Origin of the sequence: Paenibacillus sp. FSL H3-0310 (assembly GCF_038002785.1) — a bacterium.
In the GTDB taxonomy this organism is placed as follows: domain Bacteria; phylum Bacillota; class Bacilli; order Paenibacillales; family Paenibacillaceae; genus Paenibacillus_AQ; species Paenibacillus_AQ odorifer.
On the sequence record NZ_JBBODC010000001.1, the window covers coordinates 3,209,984 to 3,230,193 of the forward strand.

Here is a 20,210-nt window from a genome sequence, read left to right on the forward strand (position 1 = left end):
GTGGTAAGATTCGCTTCCCATGAAACGATGTTGGAGAAAGAGCTTAATAATTAAGGATTAAAGCGGGGCGCACACCGTAACAAGCCAAGTTGACATGTCCGTAACTGCGAATACTGCTACGAGTACCTACAAAATACGCACGTGAGGAAATCGCAGGTTGAGTTCTCAGCCACCACCATGAGCAGCCAAACTCTTCATCCTTCTCAAGGATATAATCAGCTTTGACTTTTTTATCATACACATACAATTTACATCCATCGTACTTTTTCACTTTGGAGAATCCCGTTCCTATCGCCCTACGCTTCACACGTAAAGTATCTTCTCCAAGTTTAAAGGTGAATTCATTCGCCTCCGAAACACTAAGCAGAAAAATCTTATCTTCCGTGTTTATACTTCCCTCTCCGTTATCTGTGCATTGTGTAGTCTTGATGAGCCTGTGCTCGGAGTCATTAAAAGCGGCATTATAAAACTCATCGTTCAACCACTTTCGCAAATCGGAGTCATGCCATGTAACGTCAACATATTCACCGTGATACCGCTTGCAGTCCAAAATATACTCGCTCAAAATGAACAGTTCTCTACCTGAATTTTGCAGCACCCGCCACTTTATCGGCATTTGGTCTGCTCCGTCCGCCATTTGCGGATAAGCGCCAAAAGTAATTAGTTCGCCGGGTTTCGCCCGCTCATACATGGAAGCAAGATTATCATTTTCATTACAAATCATAATAATAAATTCTGTAGTTCCTTTAACGATTTCAGCTTCCCTGCTAAATCCTAGTTTTTCATACAAGCGTATCGCTCTATCGTTGAACTTCGCCACTGTCAGCCGCTTTGGTTTTTCCTCGCATCTCTCATTAATATAGTTAAGGACTGTAGTGAAAAATAGTGTCCCATTCCCCTGTCCGGTTAACTCAGGCTTCATTCCTAAACCCACATCTATAAAATCCTGAGAATATGTATATATATCATTTGGAACCTGTGCCGGACTTCCTACACAGAAGAAACCAATCAATTGTTCATCTGTATCAAGTACAGAAAAAAACGCTTCCTCTAGCATTTCACTTATAGCTTCAGGAGTTAGTTCATTATTGTAAAAATCATAGGGTGGATCATATTGCCAGCTTAAAATATCCTTAGCAGCATCAGCATTCAGCTTTTCCACGTAAAGTTTCATTTCGCATCCCCCTTTGTTTTCAAAATCGATAAGTCCTTAAGAGTCTAGCTCTGCTAACTCCTGAAGGATTGTCTCTACATCACCATCAGGATTTAACGCTTTGATCATCTCTTTTGTAATGGCTGCCCCCTCATAAACTTGTGCAACAACCTCTAAAGGGAGTGTGAGTTCAAAATAACCTTCGGCAAATTCCACAAAATCCTCAGCTGTGCGGAAAATAGTCCCTAGCAAAAAGTCCGAACCATCTTCTACCTCCGCTGGAATCTCTACTTTCCCCTTCTGCCACGTCAAATCATTATTTTCACGCCAAAAACAAAAAGTAACATCATCCTTAGCTATCGCCTCATCTTCCAGTAAAGACAATAGCGAGGTTGGGACCTCTTCATAGATTCCTGGCCAAACTTCATGTTCGTCACGCGCATATGGACTTACTTCGGACTCATGATCAAAACCTTTAATTACCGTTCCTTGAGGTGTAAAAATAATAAACAAATTATCGCCTGAGCCATTATCGATCGATGCTAGAGAAACATTCTTATCAAATTTAGAATCAAAACTATGATAGCGAAGCCATTCCTCTGGACATAAGACAATATTTAGAGAAGCAAGTATTTTCATAAGTTTTTTTAAGTTTTCGGGTGCTGGTAAAATATCTAACACATTCATCTATGATTCCTCCCCATTGTAGATATAAATGATTTTAGCATATTCATGATTCCGAGTGAAAAAAAAGACTACCCGAAGGTAGCCTTTCCAACTTAACAAAACACTAGCTTAACTTAAGACCCCGCACCTTTATATCTTCGTACGCCATAACTCCAGGCTAACAAACCAATCCCCAGGAATATAGCGCCTACTACAGGTGTCATCAGAGCAAGGCTGGTCATCTCCTCCCGCTGTAGAAAAAGCGCGGCTGGATACACTCCAACGAATGCAAATGGAATGATCCAAGTAAGCAATACCTGTATAGCACGATTGTAAATCGTTACCGGGTAACGGCCATAAGTCTGAATGTTGTACATTAACGGAAGAATGCCAGTAGGAGCATCCGAATAGAAAGACAATGAAGTCAACGTTGTGTAAATCCCCGTATAGATGGCGACCGCACTTAACGTTAGAATGATCAGAGCCGGTATCGTCCACCATTCAAAAGGAAGACCCAGATTGCTGCCACTGATGGCCATAATAATAATACCTATGAATGAGCCCATAAGTGCTGGTGGATCAACATTTTCCAAAAAGATCTGGAACAAATTATGAGCTGGGCGTGTCAAAATACGGTCCATCTCACCTTTAACGATGTAACGTTCACTAAATCCCCATAGATTCACAAAACAACTAAACACCCCAAATGGCACCATAAAGAATCCATAAACGAACACTACTTCATTCTGATTCCAGCCGCCCAGGCTATCTGTGTGCATAAAAATTACGAGAATAAAGATAAAGTTGGTAGCTTGAAAAAGTAAGTCTGAAATGACCTCTACCCAAAAGTCAGCGCGATAGGTGAGCCGGCTCTTCATATAGTTTTTGATATATTCAATTAATAATCCCAGGTAATACATGTTTCCTCAACCTCCCTGCACGAAGAGACGCTGCCGCGCCGCATGATATAACCAGACAATTGGAATCAGCAATACTAGGAACCAAATAATTTGTATCCCTAATACATTCCATATTCCAACCCCTTGCACACGTCCCGTAAACACTGAACCTGGCAAGTAGGTAATCGCCTGAAACGGCAGCACCTCAAGTACGGAAGATAACCAGTTAGGAAACAGACTGATCGGTACGATTAAGCCGGAGAATAAGTCTACAATCACCCGCTTCATTCGCATCATGCCTTCATTATTTTCTACAAAAAATGCCGAGAGCCCTGTGATGATATTGATCTGTGAATTAATTAAAAAGCTGAAAAAGAGCATCACCAGGAACCCTGCCCAAGCAGATGGCGCTGTTGGCAATTGAACCGGGAACAGCAGCATCGCTATCGCCATGCCGGGAATCATAAATAAAAGGAAGCGGAACATTCCCTCTCCAAGACCTTGCATCATTTTGACTAAGACATAGTTATAGGGCCTTATAAACTGGATAGCGATACTTCCATCACGGATATCCGTAGAGATCTCGCGGTCTAGGTTATTAAAATAAAAGGCTCTAGCCATCCACGACACAGCAACATATGATGTCATTTGCGTTGCAGTAAAGCCACCCAATGAATCCCCATTGCCATAAATGGCCATCCAAGTGAAATAGTTAACCCCAATATTCAGTGAATAGATAAGAATACCTGAGTAGTAGTTAATCCGATAAGCAAGCATGGTAAGAAAACGGATGCGTATAAAATCTAAGTAAGCCCCGAATAGTAATTTACGGCTATTCTCCTGAGGACCGCCAGAAGATGAACTTCCTGAGGAGGAAGACATAGCTGTTGCAGGATTAAGCTTATCAGACATGTAAAGCCTCTCTTTCATCCTTCAGAGCGGCAGCCATTTCATCAGGCTTGTCTGCAGACCCGGATTGATAAATACTGCGAACAATATCGTCCGTATTGGTCTCTATGATTTTGATATCAGTAATGTCTGCTTTTCCCACTACTCTGCCTAATACATCCGATACATTTAGCTCTAGCGGTATCCAGACAGACGCCCCTAAATCGTTCTCCGCAGACCAAGTAACAGGCAATCCCTCAGTCCATAACTCAAGTTGCTGACGTTTCGTTGCATTTCCAAATTGAAATTGAACCTCACGTCCGGTTCCCCAACGCTGCTTCAGGTCTTCCAGTCCTCCGTCATAAATGATACGGCCATCATCAAGCATTATCACTCGGGAGCAAAGCGCCTCAATATCTTGCAGGTCATGTGTAGTCAGCAGTATGGTTGTCCCATGCTCGCGGTTCATATCTTTCAGGAATTCACGGATCTCTGACTTCACCACAATATCTAAGCCAATGGTCGGTTCATCCAGAAATACAATCGATGGATTATGAAGCAATGCTGCCACTAATTCACAACGCATCCGCTGACCTAGACTAAGCTTACGAACCGGACGATTCAGCAGTTCTTGCAGTTGCAGTCGTTCGACCAATTCATCCAGCCGTTTCTTGAAATCTTGTTCAGACACCCGGTAAACCTTGCGCAGGAGCTGGAACGACTCAATCACGCCAATGTCCCACCATAGCTGACTTCGTTGCCCGAATACCACACCGATATTTTTCACGAATTTCTCGCGCTCCAAATACGGAACATACCCACCTACTGTCAGGTTTCCGGAAGTCGGCACGAGAATACCTGTGAGCATTTTGATCGTGGTCGATTTCCCAGCACCGTTCTCGCCGATATATCCACAGATCTCACCTTCAGGAATGGAAAAGGAAATGTCCTTCACCGCAGTCACTTCCGTATATTCCCTTTTAAACAAATCAGCGAAGGCCCCTTTGAGACCCTCGCGGTTTTTTTGTACTTTGAATGTTTTGCGTAAGTCTTGTACTTGAATAGCAGTCATATTGTACCTCACTAAGCTTAGAGTTGGTTCCCAGTACCCCATTATAATAGAAGAAGCGCAAAAGCACTACTTCAATCTTTACTTAGCCAGTCTTTCATTTAGCGAATGGGTGTCCTTCACAGCTTCTAAATGCCCTGAGCGAGCGACTTTAGTCCGCAAATATTTCTCGTTAAAAGAAGATACATCTCCCCATAACGCTACTCTTTTCACGGCATTCATCCCTGCAGCCTTGAGCGCATCCAATTTCTTCGGATTATTCGTAATCAGCGTCACTGGTTTGTGACGTAAAGTTTGCAGAACACTGATTGCCTCTTCGTAGTTTCTTGAATCATCAGCAAATCCCAACTCTAAATTAGCCTCAACTGTATCGTATCCTTCTTCCTGTAAAAGATACGCTAAAGATTTGCTGAACAGGCCAATGCCTCTTCCTTCATGATTCGCGAGATAAAATAATGCCCCAGAGCCATGCTCAACAATCATTTTCATGGATTGATGCAGCTGGAAGCCGCAATCGCAACGTTTACTGCCAAAAATATCGCCAGTATGGCAGATGCTATGCATCCGGATCAATGCATCCTCAGATTCTTCGAAATCGCCATATACCAACACACTGGATTGTTGTCCTTCTGCTAAGTTCATGGATGGCAAACGTGAAATTAAAGCTGCCGTTGCTTTACTGCTATCCTCTTGAAGAAGCTCTGCATCCGTTGTATTCAGCCAGTTGTACCATTTAAAAACAACGGTCTCGCCGTCTAAATTCACCGGTAATGTAATGGGTCCAACCAATATATTTGTGGAATTTGCTAAAGGAATTCGCGTGATTTTATTCTGTAAAATAGAAGTGATTTCTGGTTTAATCATAATTACACCTTCCTCATTGTTCATCAATGCTTAGATAGAGCTAAGCATAAGGATAAAATATTAGTTAAATTATAAGTAACTATTTGTAAGTAAGTTTATCATTGTAATATAACTTCGTCAAGTTATAATATATCTTTAAATATTTATAATTACTTTATGTAAGTTTATGATATAATGAATGTCGAGGTGATATTATGAATGATTTCAACATGTGTCCTCGCTTTGAAAAAGCGGTAGACTTGCTAAGTAAACGTTGGGTCGCGCTTATTGTTTTCGTGCTTATGCCAGGGCCACGCCGTTTTGGTGAAATTGAGAGCTGTCTGTCCAATCTCAGTGGCAAGGTGTTATCTGACCGATTGAAGGAAATGGAAACCGAAGGCATTATAGAGCGAACTGTATATCCTGAAATGCCAGTACGTATTGAGTACTCTCTGACTCCAAAAGGCACAGCGCTTGCTCCTATACTTGGTGAAATTGGAAACTGGTCTACCGAATGGATTGAGCTTGGTATTAAGAAATGATTCCCGCTACACAACACAAAGAGCCCTAATTGTCCCGATCATGAGACAAGAGGGCTCTTTTTGGATTAACATCCCCTTTATAAGTCTTTTCGCTCGAAGCGAAGTAGACCTATAACAAAAGCTAACAGGGTATATCCAATCGCATAAAAAATAAACATATTTGACGGAACCGTATTAAAATCCAGCAATCCATTCATGCTGCCGAACAACCCCATCATTCCACTCATTTCATTAGCGCTGAACAGGACGGCGGTCATTTTCCGCTGTAAACCATCCACTGGCATAAGCAGTGCCATCATTCCTGACAGATTATTTAATGTGTCAAGGACATCGGGTTCTAATCTCAGCGATCCTCCGATCTTATCAATCATCCCACCTAACCAGCCAGCTCCATATAACATTGTCATAAAGACACCATTCCCCACTGCTGAGAAGAATCCAGAACCCAGCATAGAAATCGTAATTAGCAAAGGTACTACAGAGGAGAATAACAAAAATGATTTCAATAGGACTACGGCATCTCTAGGAACGGTGGCATGGATCTCAGTAATCCATAAAATAGAAATAAATAAAATCAGGGCATAACCGATCCCAAGCGTCACATATCCAAGCCAGCGGCCTGTATACCATTTCCACCGCGGCAGCGGTCTTGGCAGTAAAGCCTGCATAACCCCTTGTTCCGCTTCACCTGCAATAGCTGAGAAGGAACTGAAGATCGCCAAAAAGGCGAGTACAAAAGCGCCAAAAAAGAAGCCAAGTGATAATATAAAAGCACCATTTGTAAAATTAGCTAAGAGATGCTCGCCACTGCTAATATCTGTTCTGTTCGGTATTCCGCTTTGTCCGATCGTATTTGCCACAAACCAAAACCCTATAAGAAAGACAATGGTCATAAGCAATGTTAATACCATTACTCGTTTACGCAGCAATTCCTTCCAGGTCATTCCTATGATTATTCTCATTCGTGTTCACCTCTGTGACTTAGGCCGGATACAGCACTCATAAACCAGTCTTCCAGACGTTCTCGCTTCCGTGAGACTTCATATAAGGTCATGCCCTGTTCAATAATTAACGTGTTCAGCCAGCCTACTTGCTCCTCATTCTCCAATTCCGCTTCCAGCCAAACTGTGCTACTCTCCAATGTAGCTGGGAATGAAGCTCCTTTTTCAGATTGAGCTCCGATATCCGCTGAAACTTTGATCTGAAGTTCAGTACTATCCTGTAACCAAGACAACAAAATAGGCGTAAAACCGCCCACTTTAAAATGCCAGCTTGTTCGCTTATTTAAGATCTCAGATACTTTCCCATGCCGCATTATAACTCCGTTATTCAGCAGTGCCATACGGTCGCAGATGAGTTCAACATCCTCCAGTAGATGAGAGTTAAGAAATATTGTAACTCCCTTCTCTTTTAGCCTCTGCAAAATATTCCGAACTTCCTGACGTCCAATCGGGTCTAGCGCCGATGAGGGCTCATCCAGAAAAACGATGGCCGGATTGTTTACAAGAGCGCAAGCAAGCCCTAATCTCTGCTGCATCCCTTTGGAATAATGTTTCACACGATCCCGTCCACGGTTTCCAATTCCAACTTCCGCTAGAAGCTCTGGAATTCTTTTGTCGGCTACAGATCGATCTACACGGCACAGCTTGGCATGCAGTCTTACTACTTCTTCCCCCGTAAGCCATTCTTGATAGCGATATAATTCCGGTAAATATCCGATTTGGGACTTGGCTTCAAGTGAACCGATCTTATGACCAAATAGAGTAGCACTACCATTCGATGGACGAATGAGACCTACCAACATTTTGACAAAGGTACTTTTCCCCGCACCATTAGGGCCGAGGAAGCCAAAGGCTTCCCCTTTCCCAACAGTAATCGTTACATCACGGCAACCACGTCCGTTATCATATTCTTTGGTCAAAGACTTCGCTTCTATTGCAGCAGCCGTCATTATTCAATCAACTCCCCTAGCTTCTCTAAGAATACAGCTTTATCTGTATACACGCTTCCTCCGTTGAAATCAAACAGTTGTCCGTTCTGTACCCAAACGGCCGAGTACACAATCCCTTGACTATATTCATTCTGATTCAGTAGAACCGTTGTATCTTTAATCTTTATTTGATCGGTATTCAGGCCTTTTACCAGTGGCAGAGGAATTTCACCCGATAAAATGCGGCTCTGCTTTAAGCTGGATTTCAGATAATCTGGCAGCAATGGAAAATCGATTATAGCTTCCAAAGCTTCATCAACCTTTATAGTTGGATCTACCGTAATTAAAGGAGTCTTCGTCTGTGTAAGATTAGCCCATTTATCATTATCTATCGAAAGATCATAATTCACGATCTCCGAAAGATCTAATTTAATTTCTTTCCCATCTATGGCTTCTGGAAGAAGCTGTTTTGCACCCAATCTTTTCATTGCTTTATTAACTGCTTCAATATTAAGCTTCAAGGTTATTTCTTGTGAATTGGTTATATATGCGCTCTTCACATTCTCGAGCAAAGTTCCGCTTGGAAGTGTAAAACCTAGAGTCTCTTCCACCTGATCTAGCGGAATAATCCCTTTATTTGAACCAAAGGAACTTGTAAACACACCAAATTTGTTCATAGCTTCATTCATGGATTGACTTTCATTTACCTGATAAAAAATATCCCGGATATCATTTTCATTCACAACTGTAACTTCTTCCATCCGAAATTGATTCAGCAGCGATGCCATAGCCGTATTTCCTACTGGAGTTCCAAGTATAACCGCAAAGATCGCGGCACCTGCCACTGCTACTCCCCATTTGCGCCGACGATTCATGCGAGGACGCTTGGATCGGATATTAGCTTTTGGATTGTCATCCGTAGATTGAGGCTGGTCTATATGTGGATCTGTTTTGTCATCATCTTTCATACCATCCACAGACAACTGCTGACTCCACACAGACCATTTGGGACTTGCAGGCTCAGACGCTAACTTGTTTTGCAATTTGGCCCAGGCTTCATCTGTATGTTGTTTATTATGATCTTGATTTAGCGGTTGTTTAGTCATTAGTAATCCCTCCTAAATAATTTGGAGCTTCGCTTATCTCGTTTTATTATTCCGTCTGAGACAGTGATTTTGCTGCATTTTGTCTTAACCTCTGGGTCGCACGGTGCAGTAATGTCCCTACTACGGGAGGTCTTAGACCAAGCTCGCCTGCTATTTCCGCATAACTGTAACCAGAGTATCTAAGCAGAAGCGCTTGTCTATCCCTGTCAGGCAGCTCGTTCAACCATTCATGAACATCCTCCTGATCCAGCTTACTGATTAAGACTTCCTCTCCTGAAGGAGGTGATTCCCTCACTTCGTATAACTGTTCTTGTTTATTTTGCAGCCGCCGTTCCCTTGCTTTTTTGTCCAGATAATCATATCCAATACGAGTAAGGACTCTATGAAGCCAGGCACCCAGCGCTGCTGGATCATCTGGGGGGTTACGATACAATCTCAGAAAAACTTCTTGTGCCAAATCATCTGCTGCCGACTCATCACGAACCAAAGCGGTCAGCTTACGTCTGACAATAGGATAATGTTCATAGAATATTGCTTTAAAAATTTCAGATTCCGGAATTTCCATCTTGTAAATCCTCCTTATCAGCTGCAGCTATAAGTAAGACGACTATCAATGTATTTTTGTATCAAGATTACGTAAAAAAAGACAGCCCCTAAATTAATAAGGAAACTGTCTTCTAGTGTTTACCTAATTCGAATGTAACGATTAAGAATCTTTTTAGATAAAATACTCCGTTCCAGCCTAAGCTCCCAGAGCTGCTCTTTCCACTGAAACTGTTGCTCTGAATGTTCATTCTCCCGTAACTTCTCAAACAGCTTCATGATCATTATGTTAATGGCATCAAACCTTGACCAAAGTTCTATTACACTTTCTTCTTGTATCTGAGGACTTTCCGCTGCTGCACTAAGATTCTTTAAGCGCTCAATGATGTCAGCCTGCCACTGCCCATCTTTAATCGCCTTGGCGTAATTTAAAAGATCCAAATAATCATCGACTGACATGTGTACCGACTCCTTTGCTTACTTATACCAAGTATTATACTAGGCATTATCTATAAAGCAACCCTTTATCTCTGGACACAGCAAAAAAACAGGACTGGTATGAGAACCAGCCCTGTTTAAGGATTTCAACATGATCAATTTAGTTATAAAAGCTTTTGAATATCATCTTTAATTTGCTCTGATTTTGGACCAAATACGATCTGCACAGCCCCTTGACCCAGTCTCATAACACCGGAAGCTCCGAGCTGTTTCAATGCGGAATCTTTAACGGCTTTTTCGTCATTAACAATCAGACGAAGGCGTGTGATACATGCATCGATATTGCGGATGTTCGATGGACCGCCGATGTTCTCAAGAATTTGAGCAGCTTTAGAAGACGATGAAGGCGTTCCATTACCTCCAGGTGGTGCTAACAGACTTTCTTCATCATCATCTTCACGTCCAGGTGTTTTTAGCTTGAACAATGAGATAATAAAGCGGAATAGTACATAATACAAGACGAAGAATCCAAGACCTACAGGAATAAGTATCCATGCATTAGTAGACAGTTTCAGGTTTACAAGATAATCGATCAAACCTGCCGAGAAACCAAAACCAAGCTTAACATCTAAAATGTACATCAAGGCCATGGAGAATCCTGTTAATAAAGCATGAACTCCGTACAAGAGTGGTGCTACGAACATAAAGGAGAACTCAAGTGGTTCAGTGATCCCTGTTAAGAAAGAGGCAATGGCAGAACCGATGAAGATGGAAGCAACCATTTTACGTTTTTCCGGTTTAGCTGTATGAATAAATGCAAGTGCTGCCCCTGGAAGCGCAAACATCATAATTGGGAAGAATCCAGTCATAAACATCCCAGCTGTTTTATCTCCAGCGAAGAAGCGGTACAAGTCACCATGCACCAGTTCACCAGCTGCATTCGTAAAATCACCAATTTGGAACCAAGCAATCGTATTAAGCACGTGGTGAAGACCGAACGGAATCAGCAAGCGGTTAGCTGTACCGAAGATGAATGCTCCAACAGCCCCCAGTGACACAACCCAGTTCCCGAAGTCACTAATAACATCTTGTATCGGACTCCAGATCATACCCACAAATACAGCAAGAACCATCATAGAAGCTGCCGTAATGATTGGGACAAAACGTTTACCTGCAAAAAATCCGAGCCAATCAGGCATTTTTATATTGTGATATCTCTTGTATAAGAACGCTGCCCAAGCACCGGCAAAAATACCACCAAGCACACCCATGTTCAATACAACATCATCATTGATGAAAGAGAATTGAAGCGGTACGATAAGCAGAATCTTAGTCAGTACCATGTAAGAAATTACTGCTGACAAAGCTGCTACGGCGTCACCGGCAAATCCAATGGCAACCCCTACCGCGAAGATTAAGGCTAGGTTACCGAAGATCGCATTCGCTCCGGCGTTTAGAAATGGAGCAAAGTATTGATTCAGAAATCCACCAATGGTCGCTCCTAGCGGAATATCTTTTTCGTAGTTAAGCAAACCAAACCCTTGAAGAATAGCTGCCGCCGGCATGGTTGCAACAGGAAGCATTAACGACTTACCTAGTTTTTGTAGAAAAGCCAACATTTAAAATCATCCTTTCGGTTCAATAGTAGTAGTGCTCTATAAACCATTTACTTTGAAGCCACGGTAAGAATCAGATCCTGTCCTGCTGTAACCTGACCATAATGTCCGCTTACTTGAGGTGGATTCTCCTCTGTACTGGTCACGATTACAGGCGAAATTGTGTCACAACCTGCCGCGCGAATTACGTCCAGATCAAATTCGATTAGGGTTTGACCTGCTTTTACTTGATCTCCAGAGGTTATATGACTGACAAAACCGTTGCCCTTGAGGCTGACAGTATCGATTCCGATATGTAATAGCAATTGCATACCGGAGGAATGTTCCAGAATGACTGCATGACTCGATTTCACGATATGAGCAACCCTACCGTCAAAAGGCGCTTTCAAAATTCCTTCAGATGGTTTTATTGCAATTCCGTTACCCATATGACCGCCAGCAAAGGTTTCATCCGGAACCTGTGCTAGTGGAACTGACTCCCCGCTGATTGGTGCCATGATTTCGATGGTATGTTCAGTATGTTTCTCTTCTTTTTTTGATTTCCATTTGGAAAACATATGCTCCACTCCTCTTAAGATGTTAATTTGATTTCACTAAAGTCTGAAATAACCGGTGCAAATGCATGGCTAGAAAACATAGTTCTTCTTCCGGAATTTCGACCTCAAGCGATCTTTGCATTACTTTACCGAGCTTCTTAGCCAGCTTGTATTCCTCTTTGTATTCTTTCTTAATATGTTTCACAAAGGGATTATCTATTAGTGATCCTTTTAAAATACGTTCCAGCGAAAAACGCAAGTGGATCATTAATCGGATATGATTCATACTGCCGTGCTCAAAAGTTATCTTTCGTTCTTGCTGAATCATGTCTAGAAGCTCATTGACAATATTAGAGGCCTTGACTAACTGACCAACCGATACATTATTGACGGCTGAATACACATGATAAGTAAGAAATCCAATCTCATCTTCGGGGATTTGCACTTGAAATTCAGCATTGATTTTCTCCGATGCCTTGTAAGCGATCTCAAATTCCTTCGGAAATGACATTTTGGTTTCTTGCAAAAACGGATTAATAATATCCATCCCGTTGCGCAGACGGTAGATGGTGAACTGTATGTGGCTCGGGAGTGCCAGATAAATCTTGTCGTTTAACTTGTCAGGAAATTGACTTTGGATATCTGCAATTATCTCATCAGTTATTTTCATTACCTTAGGATCTATATCTTCCAGCAAAACTTGATATTGGCTCCAGGCTTCGCGATCTTCTAGACGAAACAACTTCTCAATCCGAGCATCATTTCCTTCGATCACACCAGAACCCTTCACTGCAAATCCAATACCTTTGCCAATGATGACATATTCCTTCCCGTTTTTGCTTCCCTGAACCATTACAACGTTATTCCCAATTACACGCTGTACTTGAAATTGCTCGATCTCTCGCGACAAGCTCATCACTCCTCTCCCTAATTATCGTCAAATTGGAACAAAAAAAGCCAAGAATTGTCTAATGGAAATAAAGACAATTCTTGGCTCATGCCCTTAACGGTAACACGCCACTAAAATATAAATGATCATTTATGAACATATCATAATTCATGAACAGCTAACTCGTCAATGGTAAATTTAGAAATGTCAAGCGGAGCTCCCATTATCCCAAACAGCGCCTTATAAAAATTCTTCCACGCGAGGAAGCTTATCTTTAAGCTGGCGGACGTTAGTTTCAAGCCTCAGAATAACCTCTTCCAATTCTTTTGGATCAATGCCTCGGGAAACAGGAACCTGGATAACCTCTGTTTTTGTTTCTGCCTTTAATTCCCGCATTTCCAGCTGCTGCTCTTGCCATTTATCCATCAGATCAGCTATCGTCGCATAGAAACGTTCGTAATCTTTGATTACGCTGTCCAGAAATGTATCTACTTCCTCCGCATCGTAGCCACGCAGCTTCATGCTGAATTCTTTTTCATGTATGGTTAGAGCGTCTAATGTGATGCCAAGTTGACTGAACAGCTTCCGCTGTTTGTCTAACCGGCGTTTCATATGTTCATCCATCTTTTGCTACCTCCAAGTATATACTGCAATCATCCGGCAGTAACCATTATAACAGGGTGAGCGCATCCTGAAAATATTACTATAGTTGCAGTTCTAATAGTTGTCCACAACAGCTTTATTCAAAATGCCTAAGCAGCGGTCAAGATCCGTCTTTACCTGCTTTTTATATAATTTTGCTTTCTCTTCTCCATCTGAGGTGAAATGGTAAAGTACGATTTCTTGAAAATCCACTTTAGGGTCATTGCCTTTAAGCTGCTTGGTACGATATAAAATCCCTTGCTGCACCAGCTCATGCAGGGCGCGATAGATTTCACTCTGTGGAGGGGAATAACCATGGGCTTTGAAATCCCGACGTAAATCCTCCAGCATTTGATATCCGTAACCGCGGTGTTGTTCTACCATTGTTATAAGATACACTTTGATAAACGCTCGTTGAGCAATCATAAACGCCATATAAACCCTCCTCATGTTGTAAATGTTGTTGGCTAATCTTTCCTTCTATTACTCTAGTATAAGCACTATTTTCCAACTTTCACAACCTGAAATTTGGTAGAGGGTTCACTTATTACGTTGTTTATAGAGATTTGGTGGGATATAGGATGATTTATGTGGATGTGGGTAGGGAGAGCTTAGTTTTTTTGTGGTTTCCTATTGTGAATTTTTCACATGGTGAAATTATGGAATAAATGATTGTACATCGTTGATTTCGTAGAATGATCCTCGTAGAATTAGGTCCACATGCTTCTGCACGATACAAACTCTATCTGAACCCGCATGCTTCTGCACCCCCTCCCATTCTTTGTTTAATCTGATTCGTTTGGTTTGTTTGGTTTGGTTTGTTTGGTTTGTTTGGTTTGTTTAGTTTGATCAGTTTAGTTTGATCAGTTGCTTGTTCGAGCTACTATCGGACCCAGTTGACTCTATTCGCTGCTTTTTCCCACTTTTGGTGTGCTATCGGACCTCATGGGCGCTATTAGCATAAAAAGTAACTTATATACAGCTATTCTTGGGGAATAGCTGCACTGGAGTCCGAAACTACTCTCAAATAGCTAAATATTTGCAAATAGCATCTTTTGAGTCCGAAAGCTTCAGCGCGAACCAAACTCTATCTGGATCGGCAAGTTTCTGCGCAAACCAAACTCCATCTGGATCAATATACTTCAGCACGATACAAACTCCATCTGGACCCACATGCTTCTGCATGATCCTCCTCCCATTCTTTGTTTAGTTTGTTCAATTTTGCTCGTTCGAGCTACTATCGGACCCCATTGACTCTATTCGCTTCTTTTCCCCACTTTTGGTGTGCTATCGGACCCCATGGACGCTATTGGCATAAAAAGTAACATAAATAGAGCGATTCTTGAGGAATAGCTGCACTGGAGTCCGATACTACTCTGAAAAAGCGAAAAATATGCAAATAGCGTCTTCTGGGTCCGAAAGCTTCTGCGTGAACTAAACTCTATCTGGATCCACAGGTTTCTGCACGAAATAAACTCTATCTGAGCCCACATACTTCTGCGCAAACCAAACTCCATCTGGATCAATATACTTCAGCACGATACAAACTACATCTGAACCCGCATGCTTCTGCACGATACAAACTCCATCTGAATCCACATGCTTCTGCATGATCCTCCTCCCATTCTTTGTTTAGTTTGTTCAAGTTTGCTCGTTCGAGCTACTATCGGACCCCATTGACTCTATTCGCTGCTTTTTCCCACTTTTGGTGTGCTATCGGACCCCATGGACGCTATTGGCATAAAAAGTAACATAAATAGAGCGATTCTTGAGGAATAGCTGCACTGGAGTCCGATACTACTCTGAAAAAGCGAAAAATATGCAAATAGCGTCTTCTGGGTCCGAAAGCTTCAATAGAATATCAATTCGAAAAGAAAAACACAAAAAAGCGATCCTCCAGTTATTGAAGAATCGCTTTTTAGGTAACTAATAAGTTCCACTTTGCCAAGTTCATTTTCTAAACGTCCTTCTCAGCTATAATCCCTGCGCCACTCCGCTTTCCAAGTAACCTCTCCTAAGCACTATTTCATAGCGTTTTTCTCCATAAATTCATCCTTCGTCAATCCAAACAATAGTAAGTCTAAATACTGTCCATTTGTATAAATAACTTTACGGCGCACTCCTTCTTGAACATAACCCACTTTTCTAAGCATAGCTGCTGAGGGTTCGTTACCTTCGAGCGCACATTCGTTAAATTTGTTGAGTCTAAGCTCCAAAAAAGCATACTTCAACAGGATGTTGATAGCTCTTGTCCCATACCCCTTACCTCGATGATCTCTATCCACTTGCACGCCTATACTGAACGTACCATTTTTTTTCGTCTATGCTATTAAGATTTACTCCACCCACATATTCACCATTCAGATTTTCGATCGTAAACATTAGCCGCTGTGATGAGAATTCTGCAAATGTGAACGGATCTTAGTCTTATTTTCTCATCCTGCCAAAAATAATGACTGTAATCTATCTCTCTCATCTTATACCTCCGAGTTAATAATTTAGAGATTATGATAACACATCTACAGGATTATATTGGTATAGTATTTTTAAAATCAACTTTACGGTTAAAAAGCATAGTATTATATATTCATAAAATGCGAATCCCAAAATCATCTGAAATAGAGGTATATTCTATGAATGAATATCAATTGATTAGCGATTATAAACACATCGATAAATATAAGCTTAGCTTCAATTCTTTAGCCCAATCAATCTTTGGTATTGATTTTAAACCTTGGTATGAACAAGGGGGCTGGAATGACAAATATATTTGTTATTCCTTTATCGATGAAGATCATGTCATTGCGAATGCATCTATTAATAAAATGACTATTCTCATCAACAAAAAAGAATACAACGCCATCCAAATTGGGACGGTGATGACACATCCTGATTATCGCATGCAAGGTTTATCCCGAAAATTAATAGACCACATTATCGCTAAGTACGAACATGAATACGACTTCCTCTACTTATTTGCTAATGAGCGCGCTTTGGATTTTTATCCTAAATTCGGGTTTGAACGCATGCAAGAAAGCAGCTATTCACTTAATGTTGCTCATCTTAGCAATCAGCCAACTACAACCTACTCTGTGCGGCCTTTATCTATAGGTAACCCCGTTGATTTTAGCATGATCAAAAATTTTGCAGTCAAAAGAACACCGGTATCCTCCGCGCTAAGTGTGATAAATAATGAACATCAGCTGCTGTTTTATTTTATTCTTCCTTTTCACGATTCCTTTTATTATATTGAAGAGGCTGACGTTATTGTGATCTTTAAACATGAGGATCATCAGCTTCATATTTTTGATATTATTAGTACAACAAGTTTTGATATCAACACAGTATTGAAAAGCATTATTTCTCCGGATACTGAAGTTATACATTTTTATTTCACACCAGATTATCCAATCGATCAAGTTAAGGCAGAATTAATTTCCCAGAGTGAAGATACCTTATTTATACGTCCGTTATTAAAAGAACTCCCTCAACATTTCATGTTTCCTATTACCTCTCATGCCTAGTTAACAAAAAAAGGCTGCCATCTGGCAGCCTTTCTTAATCGTGCATAGGGATATACATACTCTGTATCTCTTGTACTCCAGGAACAAATCCTAAATTTAAATAAACAGACTCCGCATCATTACCTTCCATGACATATAATCTTAGGATCGGATACTTATCTTTCAGGAGATTAAGTCCTCTTTTCAACATCCTTGTAGCAATCCCTTTTCCTCTGTAAGCAGGTATTACACCAATACTGTAAACTGCTGCGTAATCATCTTGTAAACCCAAAAGACAATTCGCAATTAGCTGTCCTGATTTCTTATCATACACAAGCGTTGACGCTGTCAGTAATTCTTCATTTGTGTAATTAGGTTCTTCACTTGGGATAAAATCTTCATAAGCGAATTTTTTTCTCCTTGTTGCCTCAAGACTTCCATCGAAGCTCGCAAAGTTACATTCGGCAATCTGCTCTTCAAGAATAAATCGTTTAGCGTCCATTCCATTATCTTCGATCTGAGGACTTTCAATCCTTAACTCTTTGTTCCATTCGACCTCAAAATAATCTGTAGGACGGTGCATCCAACGGCATCTGAACTCATCAGGCCAAAACCCCGCCCGCGCAAATAATTGAACCTGGTCTGGCAGAACCTCGAAGGTTTTTATAGGTTTTGTTCTATCTGACCAATAAATCAAAAGCTTTTTTAGTAGCTTCAGCACCACAAATGTATCATTATAAGGTGGAATAACAAATAAATGATATATCCGGTTAGGTGACATCCTTACCCCACCTATTTTAGACTCGCCTTTATAAATCCAAAAAGCGTTTCTTTGGGCAGAATTGAACCTTTCTTCTTTAAAAAAACCATTATATTGCATATTATAATAAATGGAACAATACAGTCCCCACTCTTCTGAGTCTGCCTTACGAATAGAATAATCATTATTTAAGTCATATGAAATCTCGTATTCAGACCATGCCATTAATTGCATTTACATTTCCTCCTCGCTAGTCCTATCACCTTCTGTATTCCATAGTATCACTTCTTAAAGTAAATGTTTGGTAATAAACTGTTATATTAATCTTTTGCCGATTTAAAGCAAATGCTTTTCTTTTATCTTAGAAACGGCTTTACCTGGTTTTTAACCTCTAACTTTTGATAAGCTTGACGGACCATCAGCATACGCGCGAGTGTGATTTGTTCGTATTCCCGGGCAACATTAGGTTTATCATTTGCACTAATATGCCTTTTCGTTAGCCATTCATCACCGCTACTTAACGGTCCTTGCGAGAACTGAATTCGAATATATGCAGCTTCCAGCAATCTTTCCCTGCCAGGAGAATGATATTGCTTAAGTTCCGCAATAGCTGTCTGCAAAACCTCCGCTGCATCTTCCACATGACCCATTGCTTTTAACATTTTAGCTTGCAAAATAACCCCTGGCACCCACACGCTCACATGCCTCGTGGAATTACACATAACAAGCGCTTTGTCCAGTTGGACATTTGCATCTTTAAGATGATTCCGTTCATAGAAAAGATCCGCCAAAAATACAAAACCATGTCCTTGTAACGTTTACTATAGATGCAAATTTCTCTATGCCTTCCCTGTTTTGGTCCAATAGCTCAACGAACGTATCCACGTCCCCTGATAAAATGCAACCGAAGCACGATACAGATCCAACCGCATTTGAATTACGGCTTGCTCTTTTTCCGGAATAATAAATTCCTCTTCCATGAAAAGTTCAACCTTTTGTAAGAAGCGTTTGGCATCATCTGATCGTCCAGCGACAGCCATCGAACCCGCTTGAAAATAAAATAAATCAGGGTGCACAATCATATTTTTGATCGACAACTTATCTAGTAAATCTAGCAATGTAGATTCATCGCCATCTTTGATAATTGAATTAAAAGCCTATCCATACATGATGCAGAAAACGTATAATCCTCTGCCTCAAAAGCATGCTGGATAGCTTCCAAGACCAGCCCTTCCTGAAAAAGAGCGGAAAGCAAGAATTAAACCCGCTGCCCATCCTTCTGTTTTTTTTTCCAAGCAAAAATAACTCATCTTGTGAAAGCTGCTCGCTCAAGGATTGAGATTGTTGCTCATCAATTTCGTCAAATGTAAATCTCAGATCATCGTTACTTAATTCTAGTAGTTCCTGTTGTGCTCTTAGGCGGGATAAGAGGAGTGGCGGGAGGGTTCTACTCAATATTACAAGCTTCACATTAGCCGGAAGATGTCCGATGAAAAAGCCCATACTTTCATGAATCGATTGATTCGTAATCGCATGATAATCATCCATTATAAGTGTAATAGAGCCTGGAAGAGAATGCAGATCGTTTAATAAAAGAGGAATCGCAGTTTCTACTGAACCGTCACGAACAGACTGGATAATCAAATCTAAGTGATTCAAAAAGGGGTGAAAGATTCTCTCAATTGCGGTATGCATGCTTAACCAGAATCGTACAAGATGGTTATCTGCAAGTTCCAGCGACAACCATGCAACCTCATCGGAATGAGTACGAGCCCATTCAGCCGCAAGTGTCGTTTTTCCAAACCCAGCTGAGGCGGCAATAAGCGTCACTTTGGCACGATTTTCATCCATGAGTTTAGACATTAATCTTATGCGCTGAACATAATAAGGAGCCTGTTTTAACCATCTATTAAGTAATAACATAACATTCTAGCTTTCTGACATCCAATATCAAAAAAAAGACCGCCAATTGGCAGCCTTTTTTCTAATATATTCTTGAGCATAACCAAAAAGCTGAACCCACTGCGATAATGCCTGCCATAGATACAAACAGGACATACCCTTTCTTTGTTCTAGTAACGGTGTGTTTATCATAAAACTCTGGTTTTCGAACGATTCCAAACCATAGATCAGCAATTAAATTCACGACTACTAAAGAAAAATTCTTTAATTTACTCATGTTATCTC

Annotated in this window: 26 protein-coding genes; 2 read left to right on the plus strand and 24 right to left on the minus strand. The window is 41.0% G+C overall.

The window, feature by feature from the left end:
• Positions 1 to 43 precede the first annotated feature (43 nt).
• The 6 genes from MHH63_RS14435 to MHH63_RS14460 all read right to left on the minus strand — a co-directional run bounded on the left by MHH63_RS14435 (position 44) and on the right by MHH63_RS14460 (position 5,539).
• Complete coding sequence (locus tag MHH63_RS14435; protein WP_341171703.1) at positions 44 to 1,174, minus strand: GNAT family N-acetyltransferase; 1,131 nt, start codon at positions 1,172 to 1,174, stop codon at positions 44 to 46.
• A 36-nt stretch (positions 1,175 to 1,210) separates the two neighbouring features.
• Positions 1,211 to 1,840, minus strand: coding sequence for a hypothetical protein (locus MHH63_RS14440; RefSeq protein WP_076190042.1), 630 nt, complete (start codon positions 1,838 to 1,840; stop codon positions 1,211 to 1,213).
• A 113-nt stretch (positions 1,841 to 1,953) separates the two neighbouring features.
• Positions 1,954 to 2,739 carry an ABC transporter permease gene (locus tag MHH63_RS14445; RefSeq protein WP_036686696.1) on the minus strand — a complete coding sequence of 262 codons (786 nt, stop codon included), beginning with the start codon at positions 2,737 to 2,739 and terminating at the stop codon, positions 1,954 to 1,956.
• Between the two features lie 6 nt (positions 2,740 to 2,745).
• Positions 2,746 to 3,495, minus strand: coding sequence for an ABC transporter permease (locus MHH63_RS14450; protein WP_051491475.1), 750 nt, complete (start codon positions 3,493 to 3,495; stop codon positions 2,746 to 2,748).
• A 127-nt stretch (positions 3,496 to 3,622) separates the two neighbouring features.
• The gene (locus tag MHH63_RS14455) at positions 3,623 to 4,678 is read right to left on the minus strand and encodes an ABC transporter ATP-binding protein (protein ID WP_076126169.1); all 1,056 of its coding nucleotides are present in this window, start codon (positions 4,676 to 4,678) and stop codon (positions 3,623 to 3,625) included.
• 78 nt (positions 4,679 to 4,756) lie between these two features.
• Positions 4,757 to 5,539, minus strand: a complete 783-nt coding sequence (locus MHH63_RS14460) for a GTP cyclohydrolase II (RefSeq protein ID WP_076183786.1) — start codon at positions 5,537 to 5,539, stop codon at positions 4,757 to 4,759.
• 194 nt (positions 5,540 to 5,733) lie between these two features.
• Here MHH63_RS14460 and MHH63_RS14465 point away from each other — a divergent pair, with 194 nt between their 5' ends.
• Entirely contained in the window at positions 5,734 to 6,060 is a 327-nt protein-coding gene (locus tag MHH63_RS14465; protein ID WP_036686688.1) for a winged helix-turn-helix transcriptional regulator, read from the plus strand.
• A gap of 77 nt (positions 6,061 to 6,137) precedes the next feature.
• Here the strand turns inward: MHH63_RS14465 and MHH63_RS14470 are convergent, their stop codons facing one another.
• From MHH63_RS14470 to MHH63_RS14530, 13 genes are all read right to left on the minus strand, one after another.
• Positions 6,138 to 7,022 carry an ABC transporter permease gene (locus MHH63_RS14470; protein ID WP_076183784.1) on the minus strand — a complete coding sequence of 295 codons (885 nt, stop codon included), beginning with the start codon at positions 7,020 to 7,022 and terminating at the stop codon, positions 6,138 to 6,140.
• Positions 7,019 to 8,011 (minus strand): ABC transporter ATP-binding protein, encoded by a 993-nt coding sequence (locus MHH63_RS14475; RefSeq protein ID WP_341171704.1) that lies wholly within the window; start codon positions 8,009 to 8,011, stop codon positions 7,019 to 7,021. The genes MHH63_RS14470 and MHH63_RS14475 overlap by 4 nt, the downstream gene beginning before the upstream one ends.
• Complete coding sequence (locus MHH63_RS14480; protein ID WP_248548173.1) at positions 8,011 to 9,096, minus strand: DUF4179 domain-containing protein; 1,086 nt, start codon at positions 9,094 to 9,096, stop codon at positions 8,011 to 8,013. The genes MHH63_RS14475 and MHH63_RS14480 overlap by 1 nt, the downstream gene beginning before the upstream one ends.
• Before the next feature lie 46 nt (positions 9,097 to 9,142).
• Positions 9,143 to 9,661 carry a sigma-70 family RNA polymerase sigma factor gene (locus MHH63_RS14485; protein WP_076301889.1) on the minus strand — a complete coding sequence of 173 codons (519 nt, stop codon included), beginning with the start codon at positions 9,659 to 9,661 and terminating at the stop codon, positions 9,143 to 9,145.
• 119 nt (positions 9,662 to 9,780) lie between these two features.
• Positions 9,781 to 10,098 carry a hypothetical protein gene (locus tag MHH63_RS14490; RefSeq protein WP_036686678.1) on the minus strand — a complete coding sequence of 106 codons (318 nt, stop codon included), beginning with the start codon at positions 10,096 to 10,098 and terminating at the stop codon, positions 9,781 to 9,783.
• A gap of 143 nt (positions 10,099 to 10,241) precedes the next feature.
• Positions 10,242 to 11,696, minus strand: coding sequence for an N-acetylglucosamine-specific PTS transporter subunit IIBC (gene nagE, locus MHH63_RS14495; protein WP_036686675.1), 1,455 nt, complete (start codon positions 11,694 to 11,696; stop codon positions 10,242 to 10,244).
• Between the two features lie 47 nt (positions 11,697 to 11,743).
• Complete coding sequence (locus tag MHH63_RS14500; protein WP_076126158.1) at positions 11,744 to 12,250, minus strand: PTS sugar transporter subunit IIA; 507 nt, start codon at positions 12,248 to 12,250, stop codon at positions 11,744 to 11,746.
• 22 nt (positions 12,251 to 12,272) lie between these two features.
• Positions 12,273 to 13,145: a PRD domain-containing protein gene (locus MHH63_RS14505; RefSeq protein ID WP_076126156.1), complete on the minus strand. Its 873-nt coding sequence runs from the start codon at positions 13,143 to 13,145 to the stop codon at positions 12,273 to 12,275.
• A gap of 213 nt (positions 13,146 to 13,358) precedes the next feature.
• On the minus strand, positions 13,359 to 13,742 hold the full coding sequence (locus MHH63_RS14510) for a DivIVA domain-containing protein (RefSeq protein ID WP_036686669.1): 384 nt from the start codon (positions 13,740 to 13,742) through the stop codon (positions 13,359 to 13,361).
• A gap of 93 nt (positions 13,743 to 13,835) precedes the next feature.
• Positions 13,836 to 14,195 (minus strand): helix-turn-helix transcriptional regulator, encoded by a 360-nt coding sequence (locus MHH63_RS14515; protein WP_036686667.1) that lies wholly within the window; start codon positions 14,193 to 14,195, stop codon positions 13,836 to 13,838.
• Positions 14,196 to 14,783: 588 nt separating this feature from the next.
• A complete protein-coding gene (locus tag MHH63_RS14520; protein ID WP_179087443.1) occupies positions 14,784 to 14,945 on the minus strand; it encodes a hypothetical protein in 162 nt (53 codons plus the stop codon).
• A gap of 249 nt (positions 14,946 to 15,194) precedes the next feature.
• A complete protein-coding gene (locus MHH63_RS14525; RefSeq protein ID WP_341171705.1) occupies positions 15,195 to 15,371 on the minus strand; it encodes a hypothetical protein in 177 nt (58 codons plus the stop codon).
• 410 nt (positions 15,372 to 15,781) lie between these two features.
• The gene (locus MHH63_RS14530; RefSeq protein WP_341171706.1) at positions 15,782 to 16,045 is read right to left on the minus strand and encodes a GNAT family N-acetyltransferase; all 264 of its coding nucleotides are present in this window, start codon (positions 16,043 to 16,045) and stop codon (positions 15,782 to 15,784) included.
• A 348-nt stretch (positions 16,046 to 16,393) separates the two neighbouring features.
• Between MHH63_RS14530 and MHH63_RS14535 the strand changes: the two genes are divergently transcribed.
• Positions 16,394 to 17,284 (plus strand): GNAT family N-acetyltransferase, encoded by an 891-nt coding sequence (locus tag MHH63_RS14535; RefSeq protein ID WP_341171707.1) that lies wholly within the window; start codon positions 16,394 to 16,396, stop codon positions 17,282 to 17,284.
• A 34-nt stretch (positions 17,285 to 17,318) separates the two neighbouring features.
• Here the strand turns inward: MHH63_RS14535 and MHH63_RS14540 are convergent, their stop codons facing one another.
• From MHH63_RS14540 to MHH63_RS14560, 5 genes are all read right to left on the minus strand, one after another.
• Positions 17,319 to 18,257, minus strand: coding sequence for a GNAT family N-acetyltransferase (locus MHH63_RS14540; protein ID WP_076301885.1), 939 nt, complete (start codon positions 18,255 to 18,257; stop codon positions 17,319 to 17,321).
• Positions 18,258 to 18,379: 122 nt separating this feature from the next.
• Positions 18,380 to 18,814 carry a hypothetical protein gene (locus tag MHH63_RS14545; RefSeq protein ID WP_143766419.1) on the minus strand — a complete coding sequence of 145 codons (435 nt, stop codon included), beginning with the start codon at positions 18,812 to 18,814 and terminating at the stop codon, positions 18,380 to 18,382.
• A gap of 48 nt (positions 18,815 to 18,862) precedes the next feature.
• Positions 18,863 to 19,120 (minus strand): hypothetical protein, encoded by a 258-nt coding sequence (locus MHH63_RS14550; protein WP_341171708.1) that lies wholly within the window; start codon positions 19,118 to 19,120, stop codon positions 18,863 to 18,865.
• Positions 19,121 to 19,172: 52 nt separating this feature from the next.
• Positions 19,173 to 19,874, minus strand: coding sequence for a hypothetical protein (locus MHH63_RS14555; protein ID WP_341171709.1), 702 nt, complete (start codon positions 19,872 to 19,874; stop codon positions 19,173 to 19,175).
• A 133-nt stretch (positions 19,875 to 20,007) separates the two neighbouring features.
• On the minus strand, positions 20,008 to 20,202 hold the full coding sequence (locus MHH63_RS14560; RefSeq protein ID WP_076126143.1) for a hypothetical protein: 195 nt from the start codon (positions 20,200 to 20,202) through the stop codon (positions 20,008 to 20,010).
• Between the last annotated feature and the right edge of the window lie 8 nt (positions 20,203 to 20,210).